General features: G+C 63.5%; 20 protein-coding genes. 12 read left to right on the top strand and 8 right to left on the bottom strand.

All coding sequences use genetic code 11. The annotated features are described in order from the left end of the window. Positions 1–47: 47 nt before the first annotated feature. The 3 genes from HNO51_RS12585 (at position 48) to HNO51_RS12575 (ending at position 3,169) form a co-directional block, all read left to right on the top strand. Positions 48–1,358 carry an MATE family efflux transporter gene (locus HNO51_RS12585; protein WP_209539234.1) on the top strand — a complete coding sequence of 437 codons (1,311 nt, stop codon included), beginning with the start codon at positions 48–50 and terminating at the stop codon, positions 1,356–1,358. Positions 1,359–1,440: 82 nt separating this feature from the next. After that, on the top strand, positions 1,441–1,911 hold the full coding sequence (locus HNO51_RS12580) for a Spy/CpxP family protein refolding chaperone (protein ID WP_197447684.1): 471 nt from the start codon (positions 1,441–1,443) through the stop codon (positions 1,909–1,911). Between the two features lie 529 nt (positions 1,912–2,440). Then, positions 2,441–3,169: a hypothetical protein gene (locus tag HNO51_RS12575; protein ID WP_209537591.1), complete on the top strand. Its 729-nt coding sequence runs from the start codon at positions 2,441–2,443 to the stop codon at positions 3,167–3,169. A gap of 94 nt (positions 3,170–3,263) precedes the next feature. Here HNO51_RS12575 and HNO51_RS12570 read toward each other — a convergent pair whose 3' ends face one another. Next, complete coding sequence (locus tag HNO51_RS12570) at positions 3,264–4,802, bottom strand: NCS2 family permease (protein WP_197447682.1); 1,539 nt, start codon at positions 4,800–4,802, stop codon at positions 3,264–3,266. Between the two features lie 188 nt (positions 4,803–4,990). Between HNO51_RS12570 and HNO51_RS12565 the strand changes: the two genes are divergently transcribed. Continuing rightward, positions 4,991–5,737 carry a Crp/Fnr family transcriptional regulator gene (locus HNO51_RS12565; protein WP_197447681.1) on the top strand — a complete coding sequence of 249 codons (747 nt, stop codon included), beginning with the start codon at positions 4,991–4,993 and terminating at the stop codon, positions 5,735–5,737. Positions 5,738–5,812: 75 nt separating this feature from the next. Here the strand turns inward: HNO51_RS12565 and HNO51_RS12560 are convergent, their stop codons facing one another. The 3 genes from HNO51_RS12560 to cfa all read right to left on the bottom strand — a co-directional run bounded on the left by HNO51_RS12560 (position 5,813) and on the right by cfa (position 9,439). After that, a complete protein-coding gene (locus HNO51_RS12560) occupies positions 5,813–7,000 on the bottom strand; it encodes an amino acid aminotransferase (protein ID WP_209537590.1) in 1,188 nt (395 codons plus the stop codon). A 142-nt stretch (positions 7,001–7,142) separates the two neighbouring features. Continuing rightward, positions 7,143–8,054, bottom strand: coding sequence for a GGDEF domain-containing protein (locus tag HNO51_RS12555; RefSeq protein ID WP_209537589.1), 912 nt, complete (start codon positions 8,052–8,054; stop codon positions 7,143–7,145). Positions 8,055–8,287: 233 nt separating this feature from the next. Further along, the gene (gene cfa, locus HNO51_RS12550) at positions 8,288–9,439 is read right to left on the bottom strand and encodes a cyclopropane fatty acyl phospholipid synthase (protein WP_209537588.1); all 1,152 of its coding nucleotides are present in this window, start codon (positions 9,437–9,439) and stop codon (positions 8,288–8,290) included. A gap of 199 nt (positions 9,440–9,638) precedes the next feature. On the opposite strand from cfa, the gene pyrF reads away from it, so the two are divergent. Beyond that, positions 9,639–10,340, top strand: a complete 702-nt coding sequence (gene pyrF / locus HNO51_RS12545) for an orotidine-5'-phosphate decarboxylase (protein ID WP_209537587.1) — start codon at positions 9,639–9,641, stop codon at positions 10,338–10,340. A gap of 3 nt (positions 10,341–10,343) precedes the next feature. Here pyrF and lapB read toward each other — a convergent pair whose 3' ends face one another. Genes lapB through HNO51_RS12530 form a run of 3 tightly spaced genes read right to left on the bottom strand, consistent with a single transcriptional unit; the run spans position 10,344 to position 12,163 of the window. Next, a complete protein-coding gene (lapB, locus tag HNO51_RS12540; RefSeq protein ID WP_209537586.1) occupies positions 10,344–11,531 on the bottom strand; it encodes a lipopolysaccharide assembly protein LapB in 1,188 nt (395 codons plus the stop codon). Next, entirely contained in the window at positions 11,532–11,837 is a 306-nt protein-coding gene (locus HNO51_RS12535) for a LapA family protein (RefSeq protein ID WP_111414137.1), read from the bottom strand. It lies immediately after the preceding gene. 29 nt (positions 11,838–11,866) lie between these two features. Next, entirely contained in the window at positions 11,867–12,163 is a 297-nt protein-coding gene (locus HNO51_RS12530) for an integration host factor subunit beta (protein ID WP_086508802.1), read from the bottom strand. A 201-nt stretch (positions 12,164–12,364) separates the two neighbouring features. On the opposite strand from HNO51_RS12530, the gene HNO51_RS12525 reads away from it, so the two are divergent. Beyond that, the gene (locus HNO51_RS12525; protein ID WP_197447675.1) at positions 12,365–12,658 is read left to right on the top strand and encodes an FAD assembly factor SdhE; all 294 of its coding nucleotides are present in this window, start codon (positions 12,365–12,367) and stop codon (positions 12,656–12,658) included. After that, entirely contained in the window at positions 12,618–13,010 is a 393-nt protein-coding gene (locus HNO51_RS12520) for a hypothetical protein (RefSeq protein WP_209537585.1), read from the top strand. The genes HNO51_RS12525 and HNO51_RS12520 overlap by 41 nt, the downstream gene beginning before the upstream one ends. A gap of 34 nt (positions 13,011–13,044) precedes the next feature. On the opposite strand, the gene nadB is transcribed toward HNO51_RS12520, so the two are convergent. Beyond that, positions 13,045–14,643 (bottom strand): L-aspartate oxidase, encoded by a 1,599-nt coding sequence (gene nadB / locus HNO51_RS12515; RefSeq protein WP_209537584.1) that lies wholly within the window; start codon positions 14,641–14,643, stop codon positions 13,045–13,047. 953 nt (positions 14,644–15,596) lie between these two features. Between nadB and HNO51_RS12510 the strand changes: the two genes are divergently transcribed. The 5 genes from HNO51_RS12510 (at position 15,597) to HNO51_RS12490 (ending at position 20,020) form a co-directional block, all read left to right on the top strand. Further along, the gene (locus HNO51_RS12510; RefSeq protein ID WP_209537583.1) at positions 15,597–16,874 is read left to right on the top strand and encodes a tyrosine-type recombinase/integrase; all 1,278 of its coding nucleotides are present in this window, start codon (positions 15,597–15,599) and stop codon (positions 16,872–16,874) included. Then, entirely contained in the window at positions 16,871–17,593 is a 723-nt protein-coding gene (locus HNO51_RS12505) for a hypothetical protein (RefSeq protein ID WP_209537582.1), read from the top strand. Before HNO51_RS12510 ends, HNO51_RS12505 begins: the two co-directional genes overlap by 4 nt. Positions 17,594–17,691: 98 nt before the next feature. After that, positions 17,692–17,925, top strand: coding sequence for a helix-turn-helix transcriptional regulator (locus tag HNO51_RS12500; RefSeq protein WP_209537581.1), 234 nt, complete (start codon positions 17,692–17,694; stop codon positions 17,923–17,925). After that, positions 17,925–18,950, top strand: coding sequence for a toprim domain-containing protein (locus HNO51_RS12495; RefSeq protein WP_209537580.1), 1,026 nt, complete (start codon positions 17,925–17,927; stop codon positions 18,948–18,950). Before HNO51_RS12500 ends, HNO51_RS12495 begins: the two co-directional genes overlap by 1 nt. Further along, on the top strand, positions 18,947–20,020 hold the full coding sequence (locus HNO51_RS12490; protein WP_209537579.1) for a helicase RepA family protein: 1,074 nt from the start codon (positions 18,947–18,949) through the stop codon (positions 20,018–20,020). The genes HNO51_RS12495 and HNO51_RS12490 overlap by 4 nt, the downstream gene beginning before the upstream one ends. The last annotated feature ends 54 nt before the right edge of the window (positions 20,021–20,074 follow it).

The following is a 20,074-nucleotide window of genomic DNA, read 5'->3' as shown; positions in this document are numbered from 1 at the left end:
ATACCGCGCCCTCGTTGGGGCTGACCCTGTGGCGCCAGACCTGGCCGATGGCGATCGGCGTGTTGGCGCTGCTGGGCTTCCAACTGGTGGACAGTGCTTTCGTTGCCCGCCTGGGTACGGCACCGCTGGCGGCGCAGTCGTTCACCTTTCCGCTGACCTTTCTCGTCATCGGCGTGCAGGTAGGGCTCGGCATCGCCATAGCGGCACTGATCTCGCGCGCGCTTGGGGCCGGCGAGGTCGAACGGGCCCGGCGCCTGGGTTCGCTGGTGCTGGTAGTGGGTAGCGTGACCATCGCCCTGCTCGTGTTCGTGCTGTGGTGGGCCCAGTTGCCGATCTTCTCTCGTCTGGGAGCCGACGCGACGGCACGTGCGCTGATCCGCGCCTACTGGGCGCCGCAGCTGCTGGCGGCGTGGCTGGGGGCGGTCCTCTACTTTGTCTATAGCCTGTTTCGCGCCCACGGCGATACGCGTTTGCCCGGCAAGCTGATGGTTGTCACGAGCCTGATCAATCTGCTGCTCGACCCGCTGTTCATCTTCGGCGTCGGGCCCTGGGCAGGGCTTGGTCTTCCCGGCGCGGCCTGGGCCACGGCCATCGCCTTCGGCAGCGGGCTGCTGCTGGCCGTCTACCGGCTGCGCCGGCGCGACTGGCTGACGCGTCACGGGCTCAGGCGCGAGCTGGCCGGCTCGGCTGGCGCTTTCGCCGGCATCGCCGGGCCGGCCATGGTCAGCCAGCTGATGCCGCCGCTGGCGGCTATGCTTGCCGTCTCGGTGGTAGCTGGCCTGGGGGAGTCGGCGGTGGCGGCATGGGGGCTGGCGAGTCGGCTCGAAACGCTGGCGTTGGTCGTGGTGCTGGCGATGACCATGTCGCTCCCGCCCTGGCTGGGGCGTTGCTACGGTGCCGGTGACTGGGCTCAGGTCAGGCAGCTGATACGCCTGGCGCTGAGGGTCGTCATCGGGTGGCAGCTGCTGCTGGGTGGGGGACTGGCGCTGCTGTCGCCCTGGGTCTCTCAGCTCCTGGCGGGCAGCGCCGATGTGCGGAGCGATTTGACGGTGCTGGTCCGGTTCCTGCTGCCGAGCTACGCCGCCCTCGGGGTCTGCATGCTGGTGGTATCTGCCGGCAACGCATTGGGCTGGCCGCTGCGCGCCATGCTGATGTCCACCGCAAGGCTGTTCCTCTGCTACCTACCGTTCCTCTGGCTCGGATCGTCGCTTGCTGGCCTGCCGGGGCTCGCCATGGGAGCGGCCTTCGGTAACGTGGTGGCGGGCACGCTGGCCTGGCGGCTGATGCGCCACATGCTGGCCCGCAGCAGTGCCGAGGCAGGCGTCGAGTCGAAACTTTTGCCGCGTGAGCGAACCTGACGCCTGTTGCGCTGTCTGGGATAGGACGTAGTGGCTCGACCGTACGGGTCATGAAAGCAACTCTGATGGAATGGAGTAAGTGATGAAGCTCACCAAGTTTCTGACAACGATCGTGCTCACCCTGGGCATCACTGGCGTCGTGGCGGCACAGGAGATGCAGGCTCCGCCTCAGGGAGACCAGGTGGACCAGCTCGATCAGTTGCTCGACCTGGACGAGAACCAGCAGCAGGAGATCCGTGGTCTGCTGGACGAGGCCGAGCGTCAGCTGGCACCCAAGGAGCAGGAGGCCCAGGCCCTCCAGGCGCGCCTCGGCGATCATGTCGGTCCTGACTACGATGAGAATGTCATTCGTGAGGATGCTTCACGCCTGGGCGACCTGACCGGGGAGATCACCGCCGAAACCGTGCTGTTGCAGTCCCGTATCGAGTCGGTGTTCACCGATGAGCAGCGGCAGCGGCTGGACGAGGCGATTGCCCAGCAGCAGCAGCAGATGCAGGACCTGCAGAACCAGATGCAACAGCAGCAGGGCCAGCCGGCCCAGCCTGCGGAGTAAGGCTGCCTGCACGGCGGCTCTCGTGCGGGAGTCGCTGTGGCCTCGGGTGAAGTCGGCGAGCTATGCCTGGTCGATCTGATTGACCAGCGTGGCCGTCATCGACCCGAGCGGCCTGGATGTGTCCCACGACGCTGCGTGACGTAGCGCACGGGTGGGTATCGACGAGGCCCTGTCGAACGTTCGGCAGGGCCTCGTCGCGTCGGAAGGGTTGACCGGCTTCTGCCGCGCTCGAGGCGTAATGTCGCGAAATGGTGACAGGGGCTTTGCCTTCTTACCATGCGTGTCTCTGGGCGAGCTTTCTGGGTGAGCGCTTTAATTGCCTGTCTCTTGATTGCGACGTATCCAGGCTGCCCTAGTCAGCTGTCAGGCAGCTGCATGAACGCCGTTCTTTTTCAATTTCCTGTTTTTACGAATTTTTTGTTAGGCATGGCATGTCTCTCGCTAGGTAGGGCATGAGCGGTATCGTTGCGAGCCGCTCATCAGGAGTCTGACCGAACCACCCCCAAGGAGACGGGGAGAAGGAGGCGCTATGAAGCTCAAGACACTGACTGCCAGTATGGCCCTGATCTTTGCCGGCCTGGCCGGCGCGACCGCTCATGCCGAGAGTGAAACGTGGCAGAGCGGCAATGTTTCCACCGCGGCATCGTTGGGAGTGACCAGCGAATCGTCTCCCATGCTGCTGGCCCAGGCCGGCGATGCCGAGGGTGGCCTGGATGGCGGAGCCGAAGGTGGTGTCGAGGGCGGCCTGGATGGCGGCGCCGAAGGTGGTGCCGAGGGCGGCCTGGATGGCGGCGCCGAGGGTGATGCCGAGGGCGGCCTCGACGGCGATGCCGATGGCAGCGTCGACGGCGATGCCGATGCCGATGCCAGCGTCGACGGCGATGCCGATGCCAGCGTCGACGGCGATACCGATGCCAGCGTCGACGGCGATACCGATGCCAGCGTCGATGGCGATACCGATGCCAGCGTCGATGGCGATACCGATGCCAGCGTCGATGGCGATACCGATGCCAGCCTCGACGGCGATATGGAGACGGAATCGGAATCCACTGACGACCTCGACGCGACGTCCGATATGGATGCCGACGTGGAAACGGAGGTCGAAGCCGAAGCCGACAAACCGAAAGCACCTGGGCTGGATCGTGCCTCGGAGCGGGCTGCCGAACCTGCCCAGGATCGGATCGAAGAGAATCGCGATCGCATCAGGGGGACGGCAGAGGGCGAGACGGAAGCCGAAAGTACCATCGACGCCAACTGAACCGGGATCCGCTTCTTCTCAACGAACCCAACGAATCCCGAGGGAGCCAGTCAAGGGAACCGGGGGCGCAGCTGCGCCCCCGATGCTTTGTGCCTCAGTCGGCCGCTGGCGGCTGGGGAGCCGCGGCGGGCTTGGACGGGGAGGCATGGGGAGCTACCGACTTCTCTTGCTGCCAGGCGAAGTAGAGGAACAGCGCGCCCATCACCAGATAGCCCAGGGTGAAGTCCCAGGCGGCGTTCACGGCCAGCTCCGGGGCGTGCATCAGTCCGACGAAGGAGAAGGCCGCCGCCACTGCGGCGAAGATGGCGGCGCGACGGAACTGATGGTCGATGACCGAGACGGTCATGGCGCCGATGAAGATGGCCATGAACATCGCGCCCTGGCCCATCGGCACGACACCCGAAGAGATTCCCGTTACCGTCTCCTCGGCAGCCCGGTTGAAGCGCGTCATCACGTAGTTGGCGAAGTAGGGCAGCATGGCCAGCGCAACCGCCGGATAATAGCGCGTATCGTTGCTCTGGAAGGCGGTAGCGATCATCGACATGCCGACGAAGACCAGGATCGGTGCGACCACCGAGACCGGGATGATGGCCGCGAGGGCGGCGATCAGGCCGAACATGGTGGCCAGGGCGTAAACGGCGCCGTTGAGGATGCTGTAGCCGCGACCGGCGCCCATCCACTTGGCCCCTACCGTGGCGATGTAGACGGTCGTGGGGAAGACACCGCCGAACAGGGCGCCGATCATGGTACCGGCGCCATCCACGGCCTGGCACTCGCGAACGTCGTACTTGTCGCCCGCGGCTTCCATTGCCTCGACGTTGTTCATGGTCTCGATGGCGTTGTACAGCGTGATCGGCAGCACCACGGTGAGCACCGCCAGCATGCCGGTGAACAGCAGCCCCAGCCCCTCGAACCAGGCCAGGTTGGGCAGCAGCGGGTAGAAGCCCAGGTGAGTGAAGGCATCGCTGAAGCGCTCGCCGCCGGCATCGCCGATGAGGTAGGCCATGGCGGTGCCGATGACGATGGCGAACAGCGAGGTCGGCAGGCGGAACGGCATGCTGACGCGCGCCACCAGGCCGACGATGATGATCGCCAGCACCAGCAGCCCTATTACCGGCATTTCGAGCGTCTTGAACAGCATCTCGCCGGCGATGAAGGTCAAGGCGACCCCCGCGACCGCACCGAGCATGGCGGCACGCGGTAGGTGATACTGGACCCAGCGGCCGATCAGGCTGACCGCCGCCTCGATGGCGCCGCTGATGAAGCAGGCCGCCACCGCCACCTTCCAGGCCAGCTCGGCGTCGCCGGTCAGCTGCTTGGCCGGCAGCAGTACGCCGAACAGGAAGACGAACATCACCGGCGTGGAGATGCCATAGGAGAGCGCAGTGACGTCGCTGCGGTTCTCCTTGCGCGCCAGACGTGCCGCCGACCAGGCGTAGTAGAAATTGCCGACCATCACGGCCACCGCGGCTCCCGGCAATACCTGACCGAAGACAATGGAAGCGGGAAAGCCCATGCCCAGCATGGTGATGGCAATGATGACGAAGTTGGCGATATTGTTCTGGAAGAGGGCGAAGAAGGCATCGGTGTCCTCCTTCTTGTACCAGGGGTAGTGCACGGGGGAAGCCGCCATGATGAGCCTCTTGTGTGTTGGGGTTGTAGTCAAGGCAGGTCCAGTGTGACTACTGTCTGACTATTTGGTCAAGACTGCCTTTGTCGTATTCACCCGCAGGGCGAGCACGTAAGATGAAGTGGCTCATTGCGGGGGTTCGCTGCGCTGGGGGTCGCTTGGCGCATTCATGAATTCAGGGGGGATGCTCGATGAACCCAGACGAGAGCTGCATCGTTCGGCATTTCAATCAGTACTATCCGCTGTCCGCCGAGGACAAGGCGCTGCTGTTTCGATTGGAGGACAGCGCCACCACGGTCAAGGCCGGCTTCCCCCTGTGGGAGGAACGCGACCGGGCCCACGAATTCTGCACGCTCAAGCGCGGCTGGGCGTTCTCCTACCGTGAGCTGGAGAACGGTACGCGTCAGATTCTGGATATCTACCTGCCCGGCGATATCGTCGGCCTGCGCGAATTTGCCTTTTCGCAGCGCCTGGCCGGGGTGCAGATGATTGAGGACGGCGAAGTCTGCTTCTTTCCCCATCGTCACCTCGTCGACATCTTCCGCCAGTCCTTTACCCTCACCTCGATCCTGTTCGCCATCGCCAGCCGCCAGCAGGTGATGCTGACGGAGCGCCTGGTCAACCTGGCGCGGCGCAACGCACGCCAGAAGCTGGCGCATTTCCTGCTCGAGATGTGCCAGCGCATCAAGCAGACCCACGGTAACGGTTGCGAAAGCTTTCGCCTGCCGCTGTCGCAGGAGATTCTGGCCGACCTGCTCGGGCTCAGCCCGGTCCATGTCAGCCGAACCTTCACGGCATTGAACGACGACGGGTTGATCTTCCGCGAGCGCTACCGCGTGACGATACCGGACCTGGAGGCGCTCAAGCATGAGGCCGGGTTCGATGATCGCTACCTGATCGAGAATATGCGCCCGCTCTTCGACGGATCGCCTACGTAAAAAAGATTGGTCGCACGTGCGTCGGCTCAGCCCGCCCCGACAAGGCCGGGGCGGGGCGTGACTGCGAGCGTAGGATCAGTTGACCGCGGCGATGGCCTTGGCCAGGTAGGGCAGGTTCTCGTGGGAGAAGCCGGCCACGTTGGCGCGGCCCGAACGTACCATGTAGATGCCGAACTCGTCACGCAGGCGGTCGACCTGCTCCGGCTGCAGGCCGGTATAGGAGAACATGCCGCGCTGCTCGGCCACGCAGGCATACTTCTGGTCGAGCCCATAGGGCTTCAGCGCTTCGACGAAATCGCGGCGCAGGGTGTTGATGCGGTCGCGCATTTCGGTGAGCTCCTCGCGCCAGATGGCGGCAAGCTCGGCGGAGTGGAGGATCTCGCTGACGATGGCGCCGCCATGGGCAGGCGGATTGGAGTAGTTCTCGCGGGCGACGATCGCCACCTGAGAGCGGATGTTCTCCATCTGCTCGTGGTTCTTCGCCACCATGATCAGGCAGCCGGTGCGCTCGCAGTAGATACCGAAGTTCTTCGAGCAGGAGCTGGTGATGATCACCTCGTCGAGGTTCTCGGCCAGCAGGCGAACGCCGTAGGCGTCTTCATCGAGACCCTCACCGAAGCCCTGGTAGGCAAAGTCGATCAGAGGCAGCAGGCCGCGCTCACGGACCACTTCCAGAATCTGCTGCCACTGCTCGCGGGAGAGGTCGAAGCCGGTAGGGTTATGGCAGCAGGCGTGCAGCACGATGACGTCGCCGGCCGGAATCTGCTGGACCGCGGCCAGCATGCCGTCGAAATCGAGGCGATTCTCGGCGTCGACGTAGGGATACTTGTGCAGCTCGATGCCGGCGGCGGTGAAGATCCCGTGGTGGTTCGGCCAGGTGGGATTGCTGACCCAGATGCCCTTGCCGGGGAGCTGGGTACTGATGAAGTCGGCCGCCAGGCGCAGGGCGCCGGTGCCACCCGGCGACTGCGTCGCCGCTGGCGCGGCCGGCGCGAGGACCGGTGAGCCTTCGCCCAGCACCATCGGCAGGATCACTTCGCCGTACTCGGGCGCGCCGTGGGAGCCGATGTAGGTCTTGGTGGTTTCGTTCTTGAGCAGCAGGGCCTCGGCTTCCTTGACGGCGCGCATCACCGGGGTGTTGCCCTGGGCGTCCTTGTAGACGCCGACGCCGAGATCGACCTTCTGGGGATTGGTATCCTTCTTGAAGGCCTCGATCAGGCCGAGGATGGCGTCCCCGGGGACCCGCTCAATATGTTCGAACATGTTGTTTCGCTACCTCGTCGGTCTGGCGACAATAGGGAATCGTGGCAACGTCGGACCGTCATTCTGCATGGCCCGCATCCTGTCCATGATGCCATCGCCTTGCGCAATCTGCCACATGGGGTGTCGACGGGAGGCGGCATGTTCAGCCGCTGATGACGCGGTTGCGCCCTTGATGCTTGGCCGCGTACAGGCTGCGATCGGCCCTGCCGATCAGGGTGTCTCTCGACTCACCCAGGCGGTACTCGGCAAGCCCGATACTGGCGGTGACCTGGCCGGCCTCGATGCCGAAATCGTGCGCGGCAATGGCGTGGCGCAGCCGTTCGGCCAGCGGGTGGCTGGCGACCAGCGGGGTCAAGGGCAACAGCACGGCAAACTCCTCGCCGCCGAGTCGGCCGATGATGTCTTCCTCGCGCAGCAGCTGGTGGCACAGGGTGGCGAATTCGGCGAGTACCTGGTCGCCCTGCAGGTGTCCCCAGGTATCGTTGATGCGCTTGAAGTGATCCAGGTCGAGCAACATCAGGGAGAGCGGGCTTCCATGCCGATTGCTCCGCGCGATCTCCTCGTCGAGCCGGGTCATCAGCCTGCGGCGGTTGGCCAGGCCGGTCAGGTCGTCGGTATCCGAGAGCCGGCGTAGCCTGGCCTCCTCGGCCATCTGTTCGGTGATGTCGATCATCAGTCCGTGCCAGAGCACGCCGGTCGCCGAATCCTCCGGCTGGGCTCGAAGCGCGACCCAGCGACAGCGGCGACCCGACAGGCGGATGCGGAACTTGGTGGCGATGGGGATGCGCCAGCGAGCCGAACGTTCGATGGCGGCCATCACGCGCGGGTAGTCCTCCTCATCCAGGCGGTCGAGCATGTGGCGAGCGTCCTGGTTCAAGGCGTCGCGATCGATTCCTGGCAGGCCGGTGCCGCTTCCGGCCAGGTAGGGGAAATGCATGTGCCCGTGATGGTCACGATGAAACTGAAAGACGACGCCGGGCAGGCGTTCCGTGAAGTCACGCATGCTGGTCGGTTCATTCAGCTCCCCTCCCGTCATGGCATTCTCTTCAGACATGCGGGCGTCCCTTGTGGCCTGCTGCGTACAGGCATGAGTCCTGGTGTTGTTATGTAACGGCTCGGTACCTTGTCACGGGCATGCTTGGCTTCTACGCGAAGCCACCCAGCTACGGAAGGGAGCCGTTGAGAGAATGTCTAATATACGTTGTAACAGAGCGTAAATCATCTAGCGGAAGCTGTAAGAAATTGCCTACAGCGCTTGTAAGATAACGCCTCATGCGGCGTGAGGCTTCAGCGCGGTGCGTCGTAGCGCGTCCGCCTGCCGCGGGAGAAGACGACCTGCCAGAGCTGAAGGTCGCGCGCACGAAAGGCGCCGGCGCATACCGACAGGTAGTAGCGGAACATTCGCTCGGTGCGCTGGCTGTAGCGATCGGCGATCTCGTGCCAGTGGGCATCGAAGTTGTCGCGCCAGGCCATCAGCGTTCTGTCATAGTCGGGGCCGAAGTTGTGCCAGTCCTCCATCAGCAACAGGTCCTCGCTGGCATCGGCGATATGGCGTGCCGAAGGCAGCACCCCGTTGGGGAAGATGTAACGGTCGATCCAGGGATCGACGCTGATCTCGGAGCGGTTCGAGCCGATGGTATGCAGCAGGAACAGGCCATTCTCGGCCAACAGGCGTTCGACGGTCTGGAAGTAGATCTCGTAGTTGCGATGGCCCACGTGCTCGAACATGCCGATGGAGACGATGCGATCGAAGCAGCCGGCCAGTTCGCGATAGTCCTTCAGTTCGATCTCGACGGGCAGGCCGGCGCAGCGTTCCCTGGCCAGCTCCGCCTGTTCCCGCGAGATGGTGATGCCGGTTACCGAGACCCCGTGATGACGGGCCGCATGCTCGGCGAAGCTGCCCCAGCCGCAGCCGATGTCCAGCACGTGCATGCCGGGGCGCAACTCGAGCTTGCGACACGCCAGTTCGAGCTTGGCGAGCTGGGCCTCGTGAAGCGTCGCGGCGTCTTTCCAGTAGCCGCAGGAGTAGCTCATGGTGGGGTCGAGCATGCGCTCGAACAGGTCGTTGCCCAGATCGTAATGTGCTTCGCCGACGATGTAGGCCCGGGCCTTGCTCTGCAGGTTGAGCAGCCCCGCCTGGAGACGATACATGAGGCGATCTGCAGGGGGGCGGGCCCGCTCGCCCAGGCCATGCAGGAGCAGGCGGCAGGCCATCTCGTCGATCTGCTCGCATTCCCACCAGCCATCCATGAACGACTCCCCCAGCCCCAGGGAACCCTGGCGCAGGATTCTCGAGCAGAAGTCAGGATGATAAATCTGTGGATCCCAGGGCGCGTCGCCGTTGAGAGTCACGCCGGAGCCTTCCAGCAGTGAGGTCAGCACTCGCTGGGCTCGGCTGTCAGGCAGGACGATCGGGCCAATGCGTTGTTCGCTTGTCATGGAGTCCTCCCGGTCCATCGATTCAGGGGCATGCGTGGCATAGCCGTTGTCGTTGTCGTGGTGCCTGGAACGAGGTGAGCACAGCGGGCGTGTGCTGGCGTGCTCATATTAGGTAAGAGCATAGTTCAGGCTGAAGAGAACGGTGAACCGGCAGTGGCTGGTATAATCGGGCCATCACCCCCGCAGCCGGAGCCCCAACGTGTCCAGTGATTCGCCTTTGATCATCGCCCTCGATCATCCCTCTCTCGATGCCGCCTTGTGCCTGGCCGACCGGCTCGACCCCGAGCGCTGCCGCGTCAAGGTGGGCAAGGAGCTGTTCACCCGCAGTGGCCCGGAGGTGATCGATGCGCTGCATGGGCGCGGCTTTCAGATATTTCTCGACCTCAAGTTCCACGATATTCCCAACACTGTGGCCGGCGCCGTACAGGCGGCCGCCGAGCAGGGCGTGTGGATGGTCAACGTGCATGCCGGCGGTGGCCGGCGCATGATGGAGGCCGCACGGGAACGCCTGGATCGCCACGCGCTGGCGACCCGTCTGATCGCCGTGACGGTACTGACCAGCATGACGGCAGAGGACCTCGCCGAGGTGGGCGTCGCGGCCACGCCGGCCGAGCATGTCGAACGCCTGGCCGTGCTGGCGCATCGGTGCGGCATGGACGGGGTGGTGTGCTCGGCGCAGGAGGCGGCTCGGCTGAGCGAGCTGTGCGGTGAACACTTCCTCAAGGTGACGCCGGGAATCAGGCCGCGCAGTGCCGAGCATGGCGATCAGCGGCGCGTGATGACGCCGGCCGCAGCGCTGGCGGCGGGAAGCACGCATCTGGTGATCGGTCGGCCGGTGACCCAGGCGGACGATCCGATGGCGGCGCTGACGGCCATCGAGCAGGAACTGGCCCGGGGCTGAGCCTCACTCCCCCTCGATGCCGGTGATGGGACGGGTGGTGCCCCAGCTGCGGCAACTGGGGCATTGCCAGTGCAGGGGCTGGCCGGCGAACCCGCAGCGCTGGCAACGATGCCTCGGCCGTGCCGTCAGCAGGGTATGGGTGTGCTGCTTGAGCAGCTGCAGCCGGTCGTCGGGAGCCCCCTGTTCCTGCTGCTGATGCTGGTAGAGGTCCAGCAAATAGTCGAGGGCGCCCAGACTCGGCGACCGATTGAGCTGTTCGCTGACCAGCTCGATGGCCACCTGCAGCCCGTGGCGTTTGCGCTGGGTCTCCGCCAGCAGAATGATCAGGCTGGTCACATGGGCGCGTTCGAGCAGTCGCTCCAGGCAATCCACCAGTCCCGCTTCGTCATTCAGCATCGCAAAGGCATGATGCAGCGGTTCCAGCGCGACTGGCATCATGTCCAGATCCTGGTCGGGGATGCGCATGAGGATACGGATGGCATCGCGATAGTGCCCGGTATCCTGGGCCAGTGCCGCCAGCAGCAGGTTGGCGCGCACGCAGCGCGGGTCGATGGATAGCGCGCGCCGCAAGTGCTTGCGGGCCAGCCCCGGGCTTGCCGAGCGGCGTTCCTGGTCGGCCATCTCGCAGAGCCAGTGGGCCGCTGCACGGCGGATGTCCTCGTGCCGACGAATCAGGCTGGGGTAGGCCACGTCGAAGGCGGCCTGCCACTCTCCCTCGCGATCGAAGAGGTCCGCCAGCAGGCGCTTGGCGGAATGACGGAAGTCGTCGTGGCTGGCGTCGTTCACCAGCTGCTGGAGTAGCCGCTCGCTGCGATCGAACAGCCCCAGGTGAAGGAAGTCCCGGGCGAGCTCGAGCTGCACCTGTTCGCTTTGCAGAACCGTCAGGGTGGGGCGGGCCAGCAGGTTCTGGTGGATCTTGACGGCGCGGTCGGCCTCGCCGCGGGTGCGGAACAGGTTGCCCAGGGTGATGTGGGTGTCGATGGTCTCGCTGTTCACTTCCAGCGCGCTGACGAAGGTCTCGATGGCGCGGTCGGGCTGCTCGTTGAGCAGGTAGTTCAGGCCGACGAAGTAGTCCCGTGACAGCGTGTTCGATGGCGCGTGATCGCGGCTGCCCTGGCGCTCACGGCGGCCTAGCCACCAGCCAATGGCAACGGCGGCCATCAGCAGTACAAGCAGCAGGGCATCAGGCATTTACGGCAGTTCCTTGAGCTCCTGAACGCGAAGACGGTCGAGTTCCTTGCGCTGTTGTCGATTCAAGCGCTGAGCGCGCGAGAGCGCGGTGCGCAGCCTCAGCCAGACCCCTGTCATCGCCAGCATGCCCAGTACCACGCCGCAGACCAGGGCGGCCAGCAGCCACACGGAGAGCGATACGGCCGGCAGCTCCATCCAGATCAGGTTGAGCGGTACCGTCTGCTGGTTGTTGACGGCGAAGAGAATGCCGACAAGCAGTACCGCCAGCAGGATGATGGCCAGGATCAGGCCTTTGAGCCAACGCATGTGTCTATCCCTTGTGAATGACGAAAGTATTAATAGCCGAGGGCGCGGCTGGCATTGACCTGCTCGCGGAGTTCCTTGCCAGGCTTGAAGTGTGGCACGAACTTGCCCTCCAGTGCGACCGGTTCGCCGGTCTTGGGGTTGCGACCGACCCGCGGCTCCCGGTAGTGCAGGGAGAAGCTGCCGAACCCCCGGATCTCGACCCGTCCCCCCTCGGCCAGCGTGTCGGTGATGTCGTCGAGAATCAGGCGAACCGCGGATTCGACTTCCTTGATCGAGAGCTCAGGCTGGCGCATGGCGATCTGTTCGATCAACTCGGATTTGGTCATCGGGTCATCTCCAGGCGTTTCCTGGTCCGGTGGGACCTGGGTGGCATTCTTGTTCTCCCGTCAGCATACTGCTCAAACCGAGATAAAACAACGCACTACGACCATGGTCAAGAGAGAGGGGGCAATGCGGGTCGAAGCGCTGCCCCATTTTTCCGGCTCCGGTATACTGGTGCCTCATTCCTCCTACCATCGAGGCCGACGTTGAGCGAAGCGAATACCCCCGATGCCGCTGCCCTGCGCAAGCGGCTCTATTGGCACTCCCGGCGCGGGATGTGGGAACTCGACCTGCTGCTGATCCCCTTTCTCGAGCACTGCTACGATGGGCTCGGCGCCGGGGACCAGGCGGCCTATCGCGCGCTGATCGAGGGCGAGGACCAGGATCTCTTTGCCTGGCTGATGCAGCGCGAGGAGCCCGATCCGCAGTTTCGCCGCATCGTGACGCTGATTCAGCAACATGCCGAGAACGCCGATAACGATCCGCATCGTCCCGTCTAGGTTGGCCTGGGGCTGCCAGTGGCTGCTGGCGCTGGCGGTCACCGCCAGCGTATTGAGCCATGCGCCCGGATGGCTGGCGCTGCCGGCCCTGGGGTGGCTGTTGTGGCTGGGCGGGTGGCTCTGGCGTGGACAGGCCCACGGTGAGCTGCAGATGCAACCGGAAGCCGGTGGCGGCTGGCGCTGGCTGTGGCGCCCGGCGGCGGCTGCCGAGGCGGTTCCCGTCAGGCTGCGCTGCGCCTATCGTGGCCCCTGGCTGATCGCGCTGGACATCGAACGTCGACGGACCTGGCTGTGGCCCGACAGCGCCTCGTGCGAAGCGCGGCGCCAACTGCGGCGGGCGCTGGCTCGCTAGGGGCAAGGCGTCGGTGGCGGACGGCGCGGGTCCTTCAGTCGGGGAGATCGGCCAGATGAAGCCGGGAAGGGCGTGGCGCCAGGCCGGTTTGGTCGTGGGGCGGGCAGTCGGGGTTGAAGTGCAGGCCGCGTGACTCGCGGCGCTGGCGAGCCGCCATCACGGTCAGGCGGGCCAGCCTGACGGCGTGCCACAGGCTGGCCAGTGCCGTATCGGGTGCAGCGCTTTCGACAGCGGCCTGTATCTCTCGACTCAGCTCGCTCAGCTCGCGCGAGGCGGCCTCCAGACCGGCGTCGCGGCGCACGATGGCCACGTGGCGGCTCATGATGTCGCGCATGGCCGTGCGCCATTGCTCGACGCGATGGGCTTCCACCCGTTTTGTACCCACGGTGCCCGCCGTCGGCGAAGACGTGGCGGCGGGGGCGCGCAGCGCCAGCTTGCCGGCGCAGCTGCGCGCGTAGACCAGGCACTCCAGCAGCGAGTTGCTGGCCATGCGATTGGCGCCGTGCAGCCCCGTGCAGGCGACTTCGCCGATGGCGTACAGATGCGGCACGCTGGAGCTGCCGTCGAGGTCGGTGGCAACGCCGCCGCAGCTGTAGTGGGCGGCGGGCACGACCGGAATCGGTGCACGGGTGATGTCTAGCCCGCGATGCAGGCAGTGGGCGTGGATCGTGGGAAAGTGGCTGCGAATGGCCGCGTCGCCGAGATGGGTCACGTCCAGCCAGACGTGGGGCGAGCCGGTACGCTGCATCTCGGCGTCGATGGCGCGGGCGACGATGTCGCGAGGCGCCAGCTCGGCGCGCTCGTCCCGCTCGAGCATGAAGCGATGCCCATCCGTGCTGTAAAGCCTGCCGCCTTCACCGCGAACCGCTTCGCTGATCAGGAAGGGCGGGCCGCCCGGGTCGTAGAGGCAGGTCGGATGGAACTGCTGAAACTCGAGGTTCATCAGCTCGGCGCCCAGCTCAGCGGCCATCATCATGCCCTCGCCGCTGGCCGGGTGGGGGCTGGTGGTATGGCGGTAAAGTCCGCTGGCACCGCCGGTGGCGAGTACCGTATCGCCGGCCAGCAGCTCCTGCAGCTGGCCTCGTTCGTCCACGCAGCGGGCGCCGCGACAGCGCTGCTGGGCATCGCCCATCAGGCCGATGGCGACCAGGTCGTCGCGAATGGCGATCGCCGGATGCGCCTCGACGTGGCTCTTCAGGGTGTCGAGCACGGCGCGCCCGGTGGCATCCTCGGCATGAATGATGCGGCGGGCGCCGTGCCCGCCTTCCCGGGTCAGGTGATAGGGGTAGCTGGCGCTTGGGCTTTCGTCGCGCGTGAACGGTACACCGAGAGAGAGCAGCCACTCGATGGCCGCGGGCCCCTGCTCGACGGTGAAGCGCACGGCCCGCTCGTCGCACAGGCCATCGCCGGCGACCAGCGTGTCGGCGACATGAGCGTCGAAGTCGTCCTGGGGCGAGAGCACGGCGGCAATGCCGCCCTGGGCCCAGCGGCTGGCGCCTTGATCGTCGCTGGCGGGGCGCACCAGGGTGACGCGGCGCGTCCCGGCGACGTGCAGCGCCAGGGTCAGGCCGGCAACGCCGCCACCGATGATAAGAACGTCGTGTTCGCTACGGGCCGGACGGATAGGGGCCATGCGCATTCTCGCTGGAGACTGTTGCATCAGCCAGCATGCCGCAAAGGGGCCCAACAGGATAGGGAGGCGTGGGCGGCGGAGCGCCTGGTGCCCGGCGCCGGCTTCGAACCGGCACGGTATTGCCAACGTGAAGTTTCAAGTTCGTCGCGGGGCTGCGCTTGCACTTCGGTTCCCTTTTCTATCAGGAGCTTAGCTGACTGAGATCGTTGAAGAATGCGCGATTGTAGCATGGCGCCAACGATCAGTCTGGCGCCTTTTCATGAGGCTCCATGACGCCCACCGCATCCACGATGCACGGAAGCAGGCAGGTTTCTCGTTCAAGCACGACGAGGCGCGGCCGATAAAAAACTCATGGGAGGAGATGTCCGTTGTGCGCGCCACGATCAAAGAAAGGGCCGAGCAGGCTCAAGGCCGCGACAATGGCCTATGCCGCCAAGCTGAAGAGGGTCAGTCATGAGCAGCCAATATCCGCTATCGGAACTCGCCGTCTACCAGGGGAATGGCGTCCCCGGAAATGTGCCGCCGGTTGGATGCACTGCAGGCCGAGCGCGACACGCAGGCCTCGCTTGTCGAATCCTGCCGAGCGCTGCTGCTCGAGGCCCCAGTTGGTCTTGGATGACAGCGATCCCGAGCAGTTTGCGTTAAGCAGCAAAATGCGGAAATGGCTGTATTCGTCATCCACCAACAGCACCGGTCTTGGCCGCCGTGACAGGTTGCAGGGGACGATAGCGAGTGAGGGCTGAATTCGTTGGTGCCCGGAGCCGGGCTCGAACCGGCACGGTGTTGCCACCGAGAGATTTTAAGTCCAGATAGCTACCTTTGAACAAATCCCATGTAGCACCAAAACTTGCTATTTCACAGGCACTTACCCTAAAATAATCCCTAGGTTGTTTGCGTAGCTTTGAACCTGCACGGTACATATTTGCTACATATCCGCTAGGGAGCATCCCGCCATGACCTCTAAGATCAAGCTGACCAAGACAACGGTTGAGCGCCTAGCCCCGGTCGAGGGCAAGCAGCTCGTTTTCTGGGATACCGACATCGTTGGCTTTGGTGTTCGCGTCTCACCTGGCGGGTCCAGGGCATTCTTCTACCAGGGTCGCCTCAAGGGCAAGCTGAAGAAGATCACCATAGGCAAGCTGGGCCGAATCACGGCAGAGCAGGCCCGTAAGGACGCCAAGCGCATTCAATCGATGATGGAGCTAGGACAAGATCCAAGCCCCAAGGATGCGACCAACAAGATCGAGCCAACGTTTGGCGACCTTATGAGCGCCTACGTCGAGTTGCTGGAGCAGCAGGGTAAACTATCCGCTTCCAACGTCAAGAATCAGATAGCCAGGGACATTGAAAAGGCGTTCCCGAAGCTATGGGCTGCACCAGTGAGCAAGATTCAGCTCGAGGACTGCATGCAGATCGTCGGCAAACTCAAGGATGAGGGTAAGCCCCGCCAGGCGGACAAGATCCGCAGCTATATACGCACTGCCTTCAGCGAGGCCATCAATGCACGCGGCGATGTGAACATGCCGGCCTCTATGCGCCGGCTCAAGATCACGTACAACCCGGCCCGAGATATGCGCAAGGTGAAGGGCAGCAGCAATGCCAAGGATCGAGCGCTGAGCCTGGCTGAGTTCCGCGCCTACTGGCGGCGAGTGAAGGCGCTTCCTGAACCTCACCGCTCCCTGGCCATGCTTCACGTCCTGACAGGCGGCCAGCGCCAGCAACAACTTGCCCGCGTCACCCTGGCTGACATCGACCGGGACGGACCGAGCATGCGAATCCTTGACTACAAGGGCCGTAGGACAGAACCCCGCATCCATGTAATCCCGCTGCTACCCGAGGCACTGGAAGCAATCGACCGTATCACTGGTGGAGGCCAGTACGTCTTTAGCTGCGACGGCGGCAAGACCCCCATTCATAACGCATTTCTGAATGACATAGTGAAGCGTATCCGCGCCGAGATGGAGAAGGCCGAGGAGCTGGAGAACGGACCGTTCACGGCCGGCTCGATCCGCGCTACCGTCGAGACGCGCCTGATCGCCAAACCTTACCGCGTGTCCTCTGATGTGCTGGCGCACCTGCTGAGTCACGGTATGGGCACTGTTCAGCGCAAGCACTACCAGCACCACGCCTTCGCTGATGAGAAGCTGGAATCCCTGGAGATGCTTTACCGCATGGTCGAAGGAAAGTCCGAGCCAGGCGCCAAGGTTATCGAGATGAGGGCGCGGGCATGAAGCTATCGCCGGACGTAGCGCTAATCGTCGCCAAGCAGGAGCTGGCACGCCATTTTCGCCGGTATGGCGACCTTGAGACGGCTGATAGCATCGAGTACGGCTCAAGCGTGCCTGCTTCAGAAAGATTATTTGATGGGCAAGAATCGTTCGTAAAGTCCCTGGCGTGGTCAACCGGCATTGAGATAGAAGATAGCTGTGGCGAATCTTGGTCGCCCTCTACCGCCCATTTAATGCCAGGCACCGCGAACCACGAGGCCGCAACAGAAGCAGATAAGAGGGGGGCTCTTACCTTCACGGTAAGCGATAAAGGGCGGCTTGCTTGGTTAGTTTCTGAGTCTAGCCAGCGGCAGGTTTCTTACCGGGCGTGCGAATACTTATTATCGAAATTGCTAGAGCAGAGATCTGAGATACCGACCGAGTTAGTAGAGTTCGGGGCAAAAGCGTTGCGCCGGGAAGTGTCGCAGCCGGCAGAGCAGGGCGGAGGCGCCGGAAAGAAGGATATCGCTGATGCATGTATCGTGCTTGCTATTCATAATATTAGCAGCTTCTACGACATTCCTCCGACAGGTAACGATGAGCCGGCTACCGGCCAGCCGCATAACGCGGCGCATTACGTGGCCTTGGCGGCGAACATCTCGACCTCTAAGGCAAGGGGCTTGTGGAAGGAGTCGCGCACGGCCAATGGGCGAAAACGTTATTTGAAGGTGCGCCGCACATAGCCCGTGGTAAAAGTTCCTGCCGAACTTATCCCACGATTGGAAAGCGGTAATTCTTAAAACTGGACTCGTTCAAAGCAATTAGCGAGTGAGTCCAAGTTATGAGTACTACAACCCTCCCTCCCGAAGCTGTCGCCATCCTTCCCAAACTCATGAATCAGCGCGAGCTTGCCAACTATCTCGGCAAGTCTACTGCCTGGTGTGAGCGTGCCCGATGGGCTGGCGAAGGCCCCCGCTTTATTAAACTTGGCCGGCATGTCCGTTATCGCGCTGATGATGTTCTCGAGTGGCTCGAAGAAAACGCGCGCACCTCCACAACAGGAGGTGATGGCTAATGATGATCCAAAAGAAAACGCCCAACCTTGGGGGAGGCTGGGCGCATTCAGATAAATCTGACGAATTTCATAATAGCACTGCTCGCCGAAGCACGCACCCTAAGCCGGTCGGCGCTTGGGCGGTCTATGCCGCGCTTTCAGAGCAACTAGACGTACAGGACGCCCTGCGGGAACAACTCGCCTCAACCGGATTAGCTCACCCCCACGTCATCGCAGATGGCGAGATTCACCGGTTAGACCATCCCGATGGCAAGCGCGGCAATAAGCGCATTTGGTACGTTTGCCGTCACGACTTCGCTGTCTGGGGCGATTGGTCAACAGGCGAACAACACAATGTCTTTGACAAAGGGCCATGCGACCCTGAGAAAGCCCGCAGGGCGCGCGAGGAAGCCGATCGCCGGCGCCGCGAGTACCGGCTAGCTCAGGCCCGGAGGCACGCCCAGGCGGCAGCAGAGGCGCAAGAGGAGCTTCACCGCCTGCCGGAAGCCAGCCCGCTGCACCCGTATCTGGCGAGGAAGCGCATCGAGCCGTTTTCGCTTCGTCAGAAAGGGCCTGATCTGGTGGCGTTCCTAACCGATGGACATGGCGTCATCGGTTACCAGACGATTAGCCCGACCGGAGAAAAGCGCTTTCTCACTGGTACCGCGAAGCAGGGCGCCTATTGGCCGCTGGGCCACGTCAAAGACTACATCGCTGTCTGCGAAGGCGTCGGCACGGCTATCGCTGTGCATATGGGCTTTGGATGTGCTGTGGCTGCCGCCATGGATGCGGGAAACCTCAAGGCGGTTTGCCTGAGTCTGCGCAAGCGCCACCCCAAGACGCCGATCATCGTCTACGCCGACAATGACCACGGTCCGAGTGATGACCGGGAGGACAATCCAGGCGTCAGGCTCGGCAAGGAAGCGGCAGCCGCGGTAGGGGGTCGCTGTGTATGGCCAACTGCCAGGCTGGGGCACAAAGGAACGGACTTTGCCGACCTGTGGCTTGAGTCCCCTTGGTACTTCGATTCGGAGGTGAGGGGATGAGCCTGGCGAAGAAACACCTGGACACGGCGATTAATGACGAGCCCGAGCGGCATCCCGGCTACACCATGGTCTGGGACATGGTGCGCAACGTCAGGCCGCCCCAGTGGCTCATCAAGGGCCACCTGGAGGCGGACAGCCTGGCGCTGATCTATGGCCCGCCTAAGTGCGGAAAGTCTTTCCTGGCTATCGATTGGGCTTGCTGTATCGCCAGCGGCCTAGAGTGGAAGGGGCACCGCACCAAGACAGGTACCGTGTTCTATATCGCTGGTGAGGGACATGCAGGGCTTTCTCGCCGCTTCCTTGCTTGGATGCAGACCAACAGCGTCGAAGCCTCACAGCTAAGGATTGGCGTCACCCCTACGGCAATCCCTTTGATGAACCTCGAGGCCGCCATGATGGTAGGTAACACCATTGCCCGCATGGCTGAGGAGCATGGCGCACCCAGCCTGATAGTGGTGGATACCCTGGCCCGCAACTTTGGCGGTAACGAGAATGCGACCGAGGATATGAATCGGTTTGTGCAGCACGTTGACCAGATCCGCCGACCTTGGAACGCCACTGCCCTGGTGGTCCATCACACCGGCAAGGATGAGGCCAGCGGGCCGCGAGGGTCTATAGCACTCCGCGGTGCCATCGACTCAAGTTTTAGCATTACTCGGGACGCTGCCGGGGCCATTGTCATGGAAGCCATCGACATGAAGGACGCGGCGCCCCCGCCTAACCTGGCGTTTTCGCTCAAGGTGGCGGAGCTTCCAGAGATCCGTGAGGAGGACGGCAGTCCGTCAACAAGCTGCTACCTCGACTTGCTGGCTGGCTATGAGCCGATCCGAAAGAGCAATTCCAGCGCAGGCAAGGGGAAGAATCAGACCCGCTTGCTCGAAGCTCTGAGGACATTGTACCGGGAAGCCGAAGCCAGGCTAGAAGGCACAGGCAGGGAGCCACGCATCGACATTGAAGCCCTGAAAGAAGCCAGCGGCCTAACCGATCGGCGACGATTCTCAGAAGCACGGCAAGCCCTAGAGAAGCAGGGAGCCATTCGAGTAGACCATCCACACGTATACCTGACCTGATCCATACCCCGCCATCGAGCGGGGTTTTTACTGTCCTGTCCGTTGTCCGCTGTC

The organism is Billgrantia sulfidoxydans, assembly GCF_017868775.1.
In the GTDB taxonomy this organism is placed as follows: Bacteria; Pseudomonadota; Gammaproteobacteria; order Pseudomonadales; family Halomonadaceae; genus Halomonas; species Halomonas sulfidoxydans.
This window is presented reverse-complemented; position numbering and strand designations above follow the sequence as displayed.

Bases quoted from the DNA above. Each gene is read 5' to 3' on its own strand.
- HNO51_RS12585 (WP_209539234.1), top strand. From the start codon at position 48: ATGGCGATCGGCGTGTTGGCGCTGCTGGGCTTCCAACTGGTGGACAGT.
- HNO51_RS12580 (WP_197447684.1), top strand. From the start codon at position 1,441: ATGAAGCTCACCAAGTTTCTGACAACGATCGTGCTCACCCTGGGCATC.
- HNO51_RS12575 (WP_209537591.1), top strand. From the start codon at position 2,441: ATGAAGCTCAAGACACTGACTGCCAGTATGGCCCTGATCTTTGCCGGC.
- HNO51_RS12570 (WP_197447682.1), bottom strand. From the start codon at position 4,802: ATGGCGGCTTCCCCCGTGCACTACCCCTGGTACAAGAAGGAGGACACC.
- HNO51_RS12565 (WP_197447681.1), top strand. From the start codon at position 4,991: ATGAACCCAGACGAGAGCTGCATCGTTCGGCATTTCAATCAGTACTAT.
- HNO51_RS12560 (WP_209537590.1), bottom strand. From the start codon at position 7,000: ATGTTCGAACATATTGAGCGGGTCCCCGGGGACGCCATCCTCGGCCTG.
- HNO51_RS12555 (WP_209537589.1), bottom strand. From the start codon at position 8,054: ATGTCTGAAGAGAATGCCATGACGGGAGGGGAGCTGAATGAACCGACC.
- cfa (WP_209537588.1), bottom strand. From the start codon at position 9,439: ATGACAAGCGAACAACGCATTGGCCCGATCGTCCTGCCTGACAGCCGA.
- lapB (WP_209537586.1), bottom strand. From the start codon at position 11,531: ATGCCTGATGCCCTGCTGCTTGTACTGCTGATGGCCGCCGTTGCCATT.
- HNO51_RS12535 (WP_111414137.1), bottom strand. From the start codon at position 11,837: ATGCGTTGGCTCAAAGGCCTGATCCTGGCCATCATCCTGCTGGCGGTA.
- HNO51_RS12530 (WP_086508802.1), bottom strand. From the start codon at position 12,163: ATGACCAAATCCGAGTTGATCGAACAGATCGCCATGCGCCAGCCTGAG.
- HNO51_RS12520 (WP_209537585.1), top strand. From the start codon at position 12,618: ATGCCGAGAACGCCGATAACGATCCGCATCGTCCCGTCTAGGTTGGCC.
- nadB (WP_209537584.1), bottom strand. From the start codon at position 14,643: ATGGCCCCTATCCGTCCGGCCCGTAGCGAACACGACGTTCTTATCATC.
- HNO51_RS12510 (WP_209537583.1), top strand. From the start codon at position 15,597: ATGACCTCTAAGATCAAGCTGACCAAGACAACGGTTGAGCGCCTAGCC.
- HNO51_RS12505 (WP_209537582.1), top strand. From the start codon at position 16,871: ATGAAGCTATCGCCGGACGTAGCGCTAATCGTCGCCAAGCAGGAGCTG.
- HNO51_RS12500 (WP_209537581.1), top strand. From the start codon at position 17,692: ATGAGTACTACAACCCTCCCTCCCGAAGCTGTCGCCATCCTTCCCAAA.
- HNO51_RS12495 (WP_209537580.1), top strand. From the start codon at position 17,925: ATGATGATCCAAAAGAAAACGCCCAACCTTGGGGGAGGCTGGGCGCAT.
- HNO51_RS12490 (WP_209537579.1), top strand. From the start codon at position 18,947: ATGAGCCTGGCGAAGAAACACCTGGACACGGCGATTAATGACGAGCCC.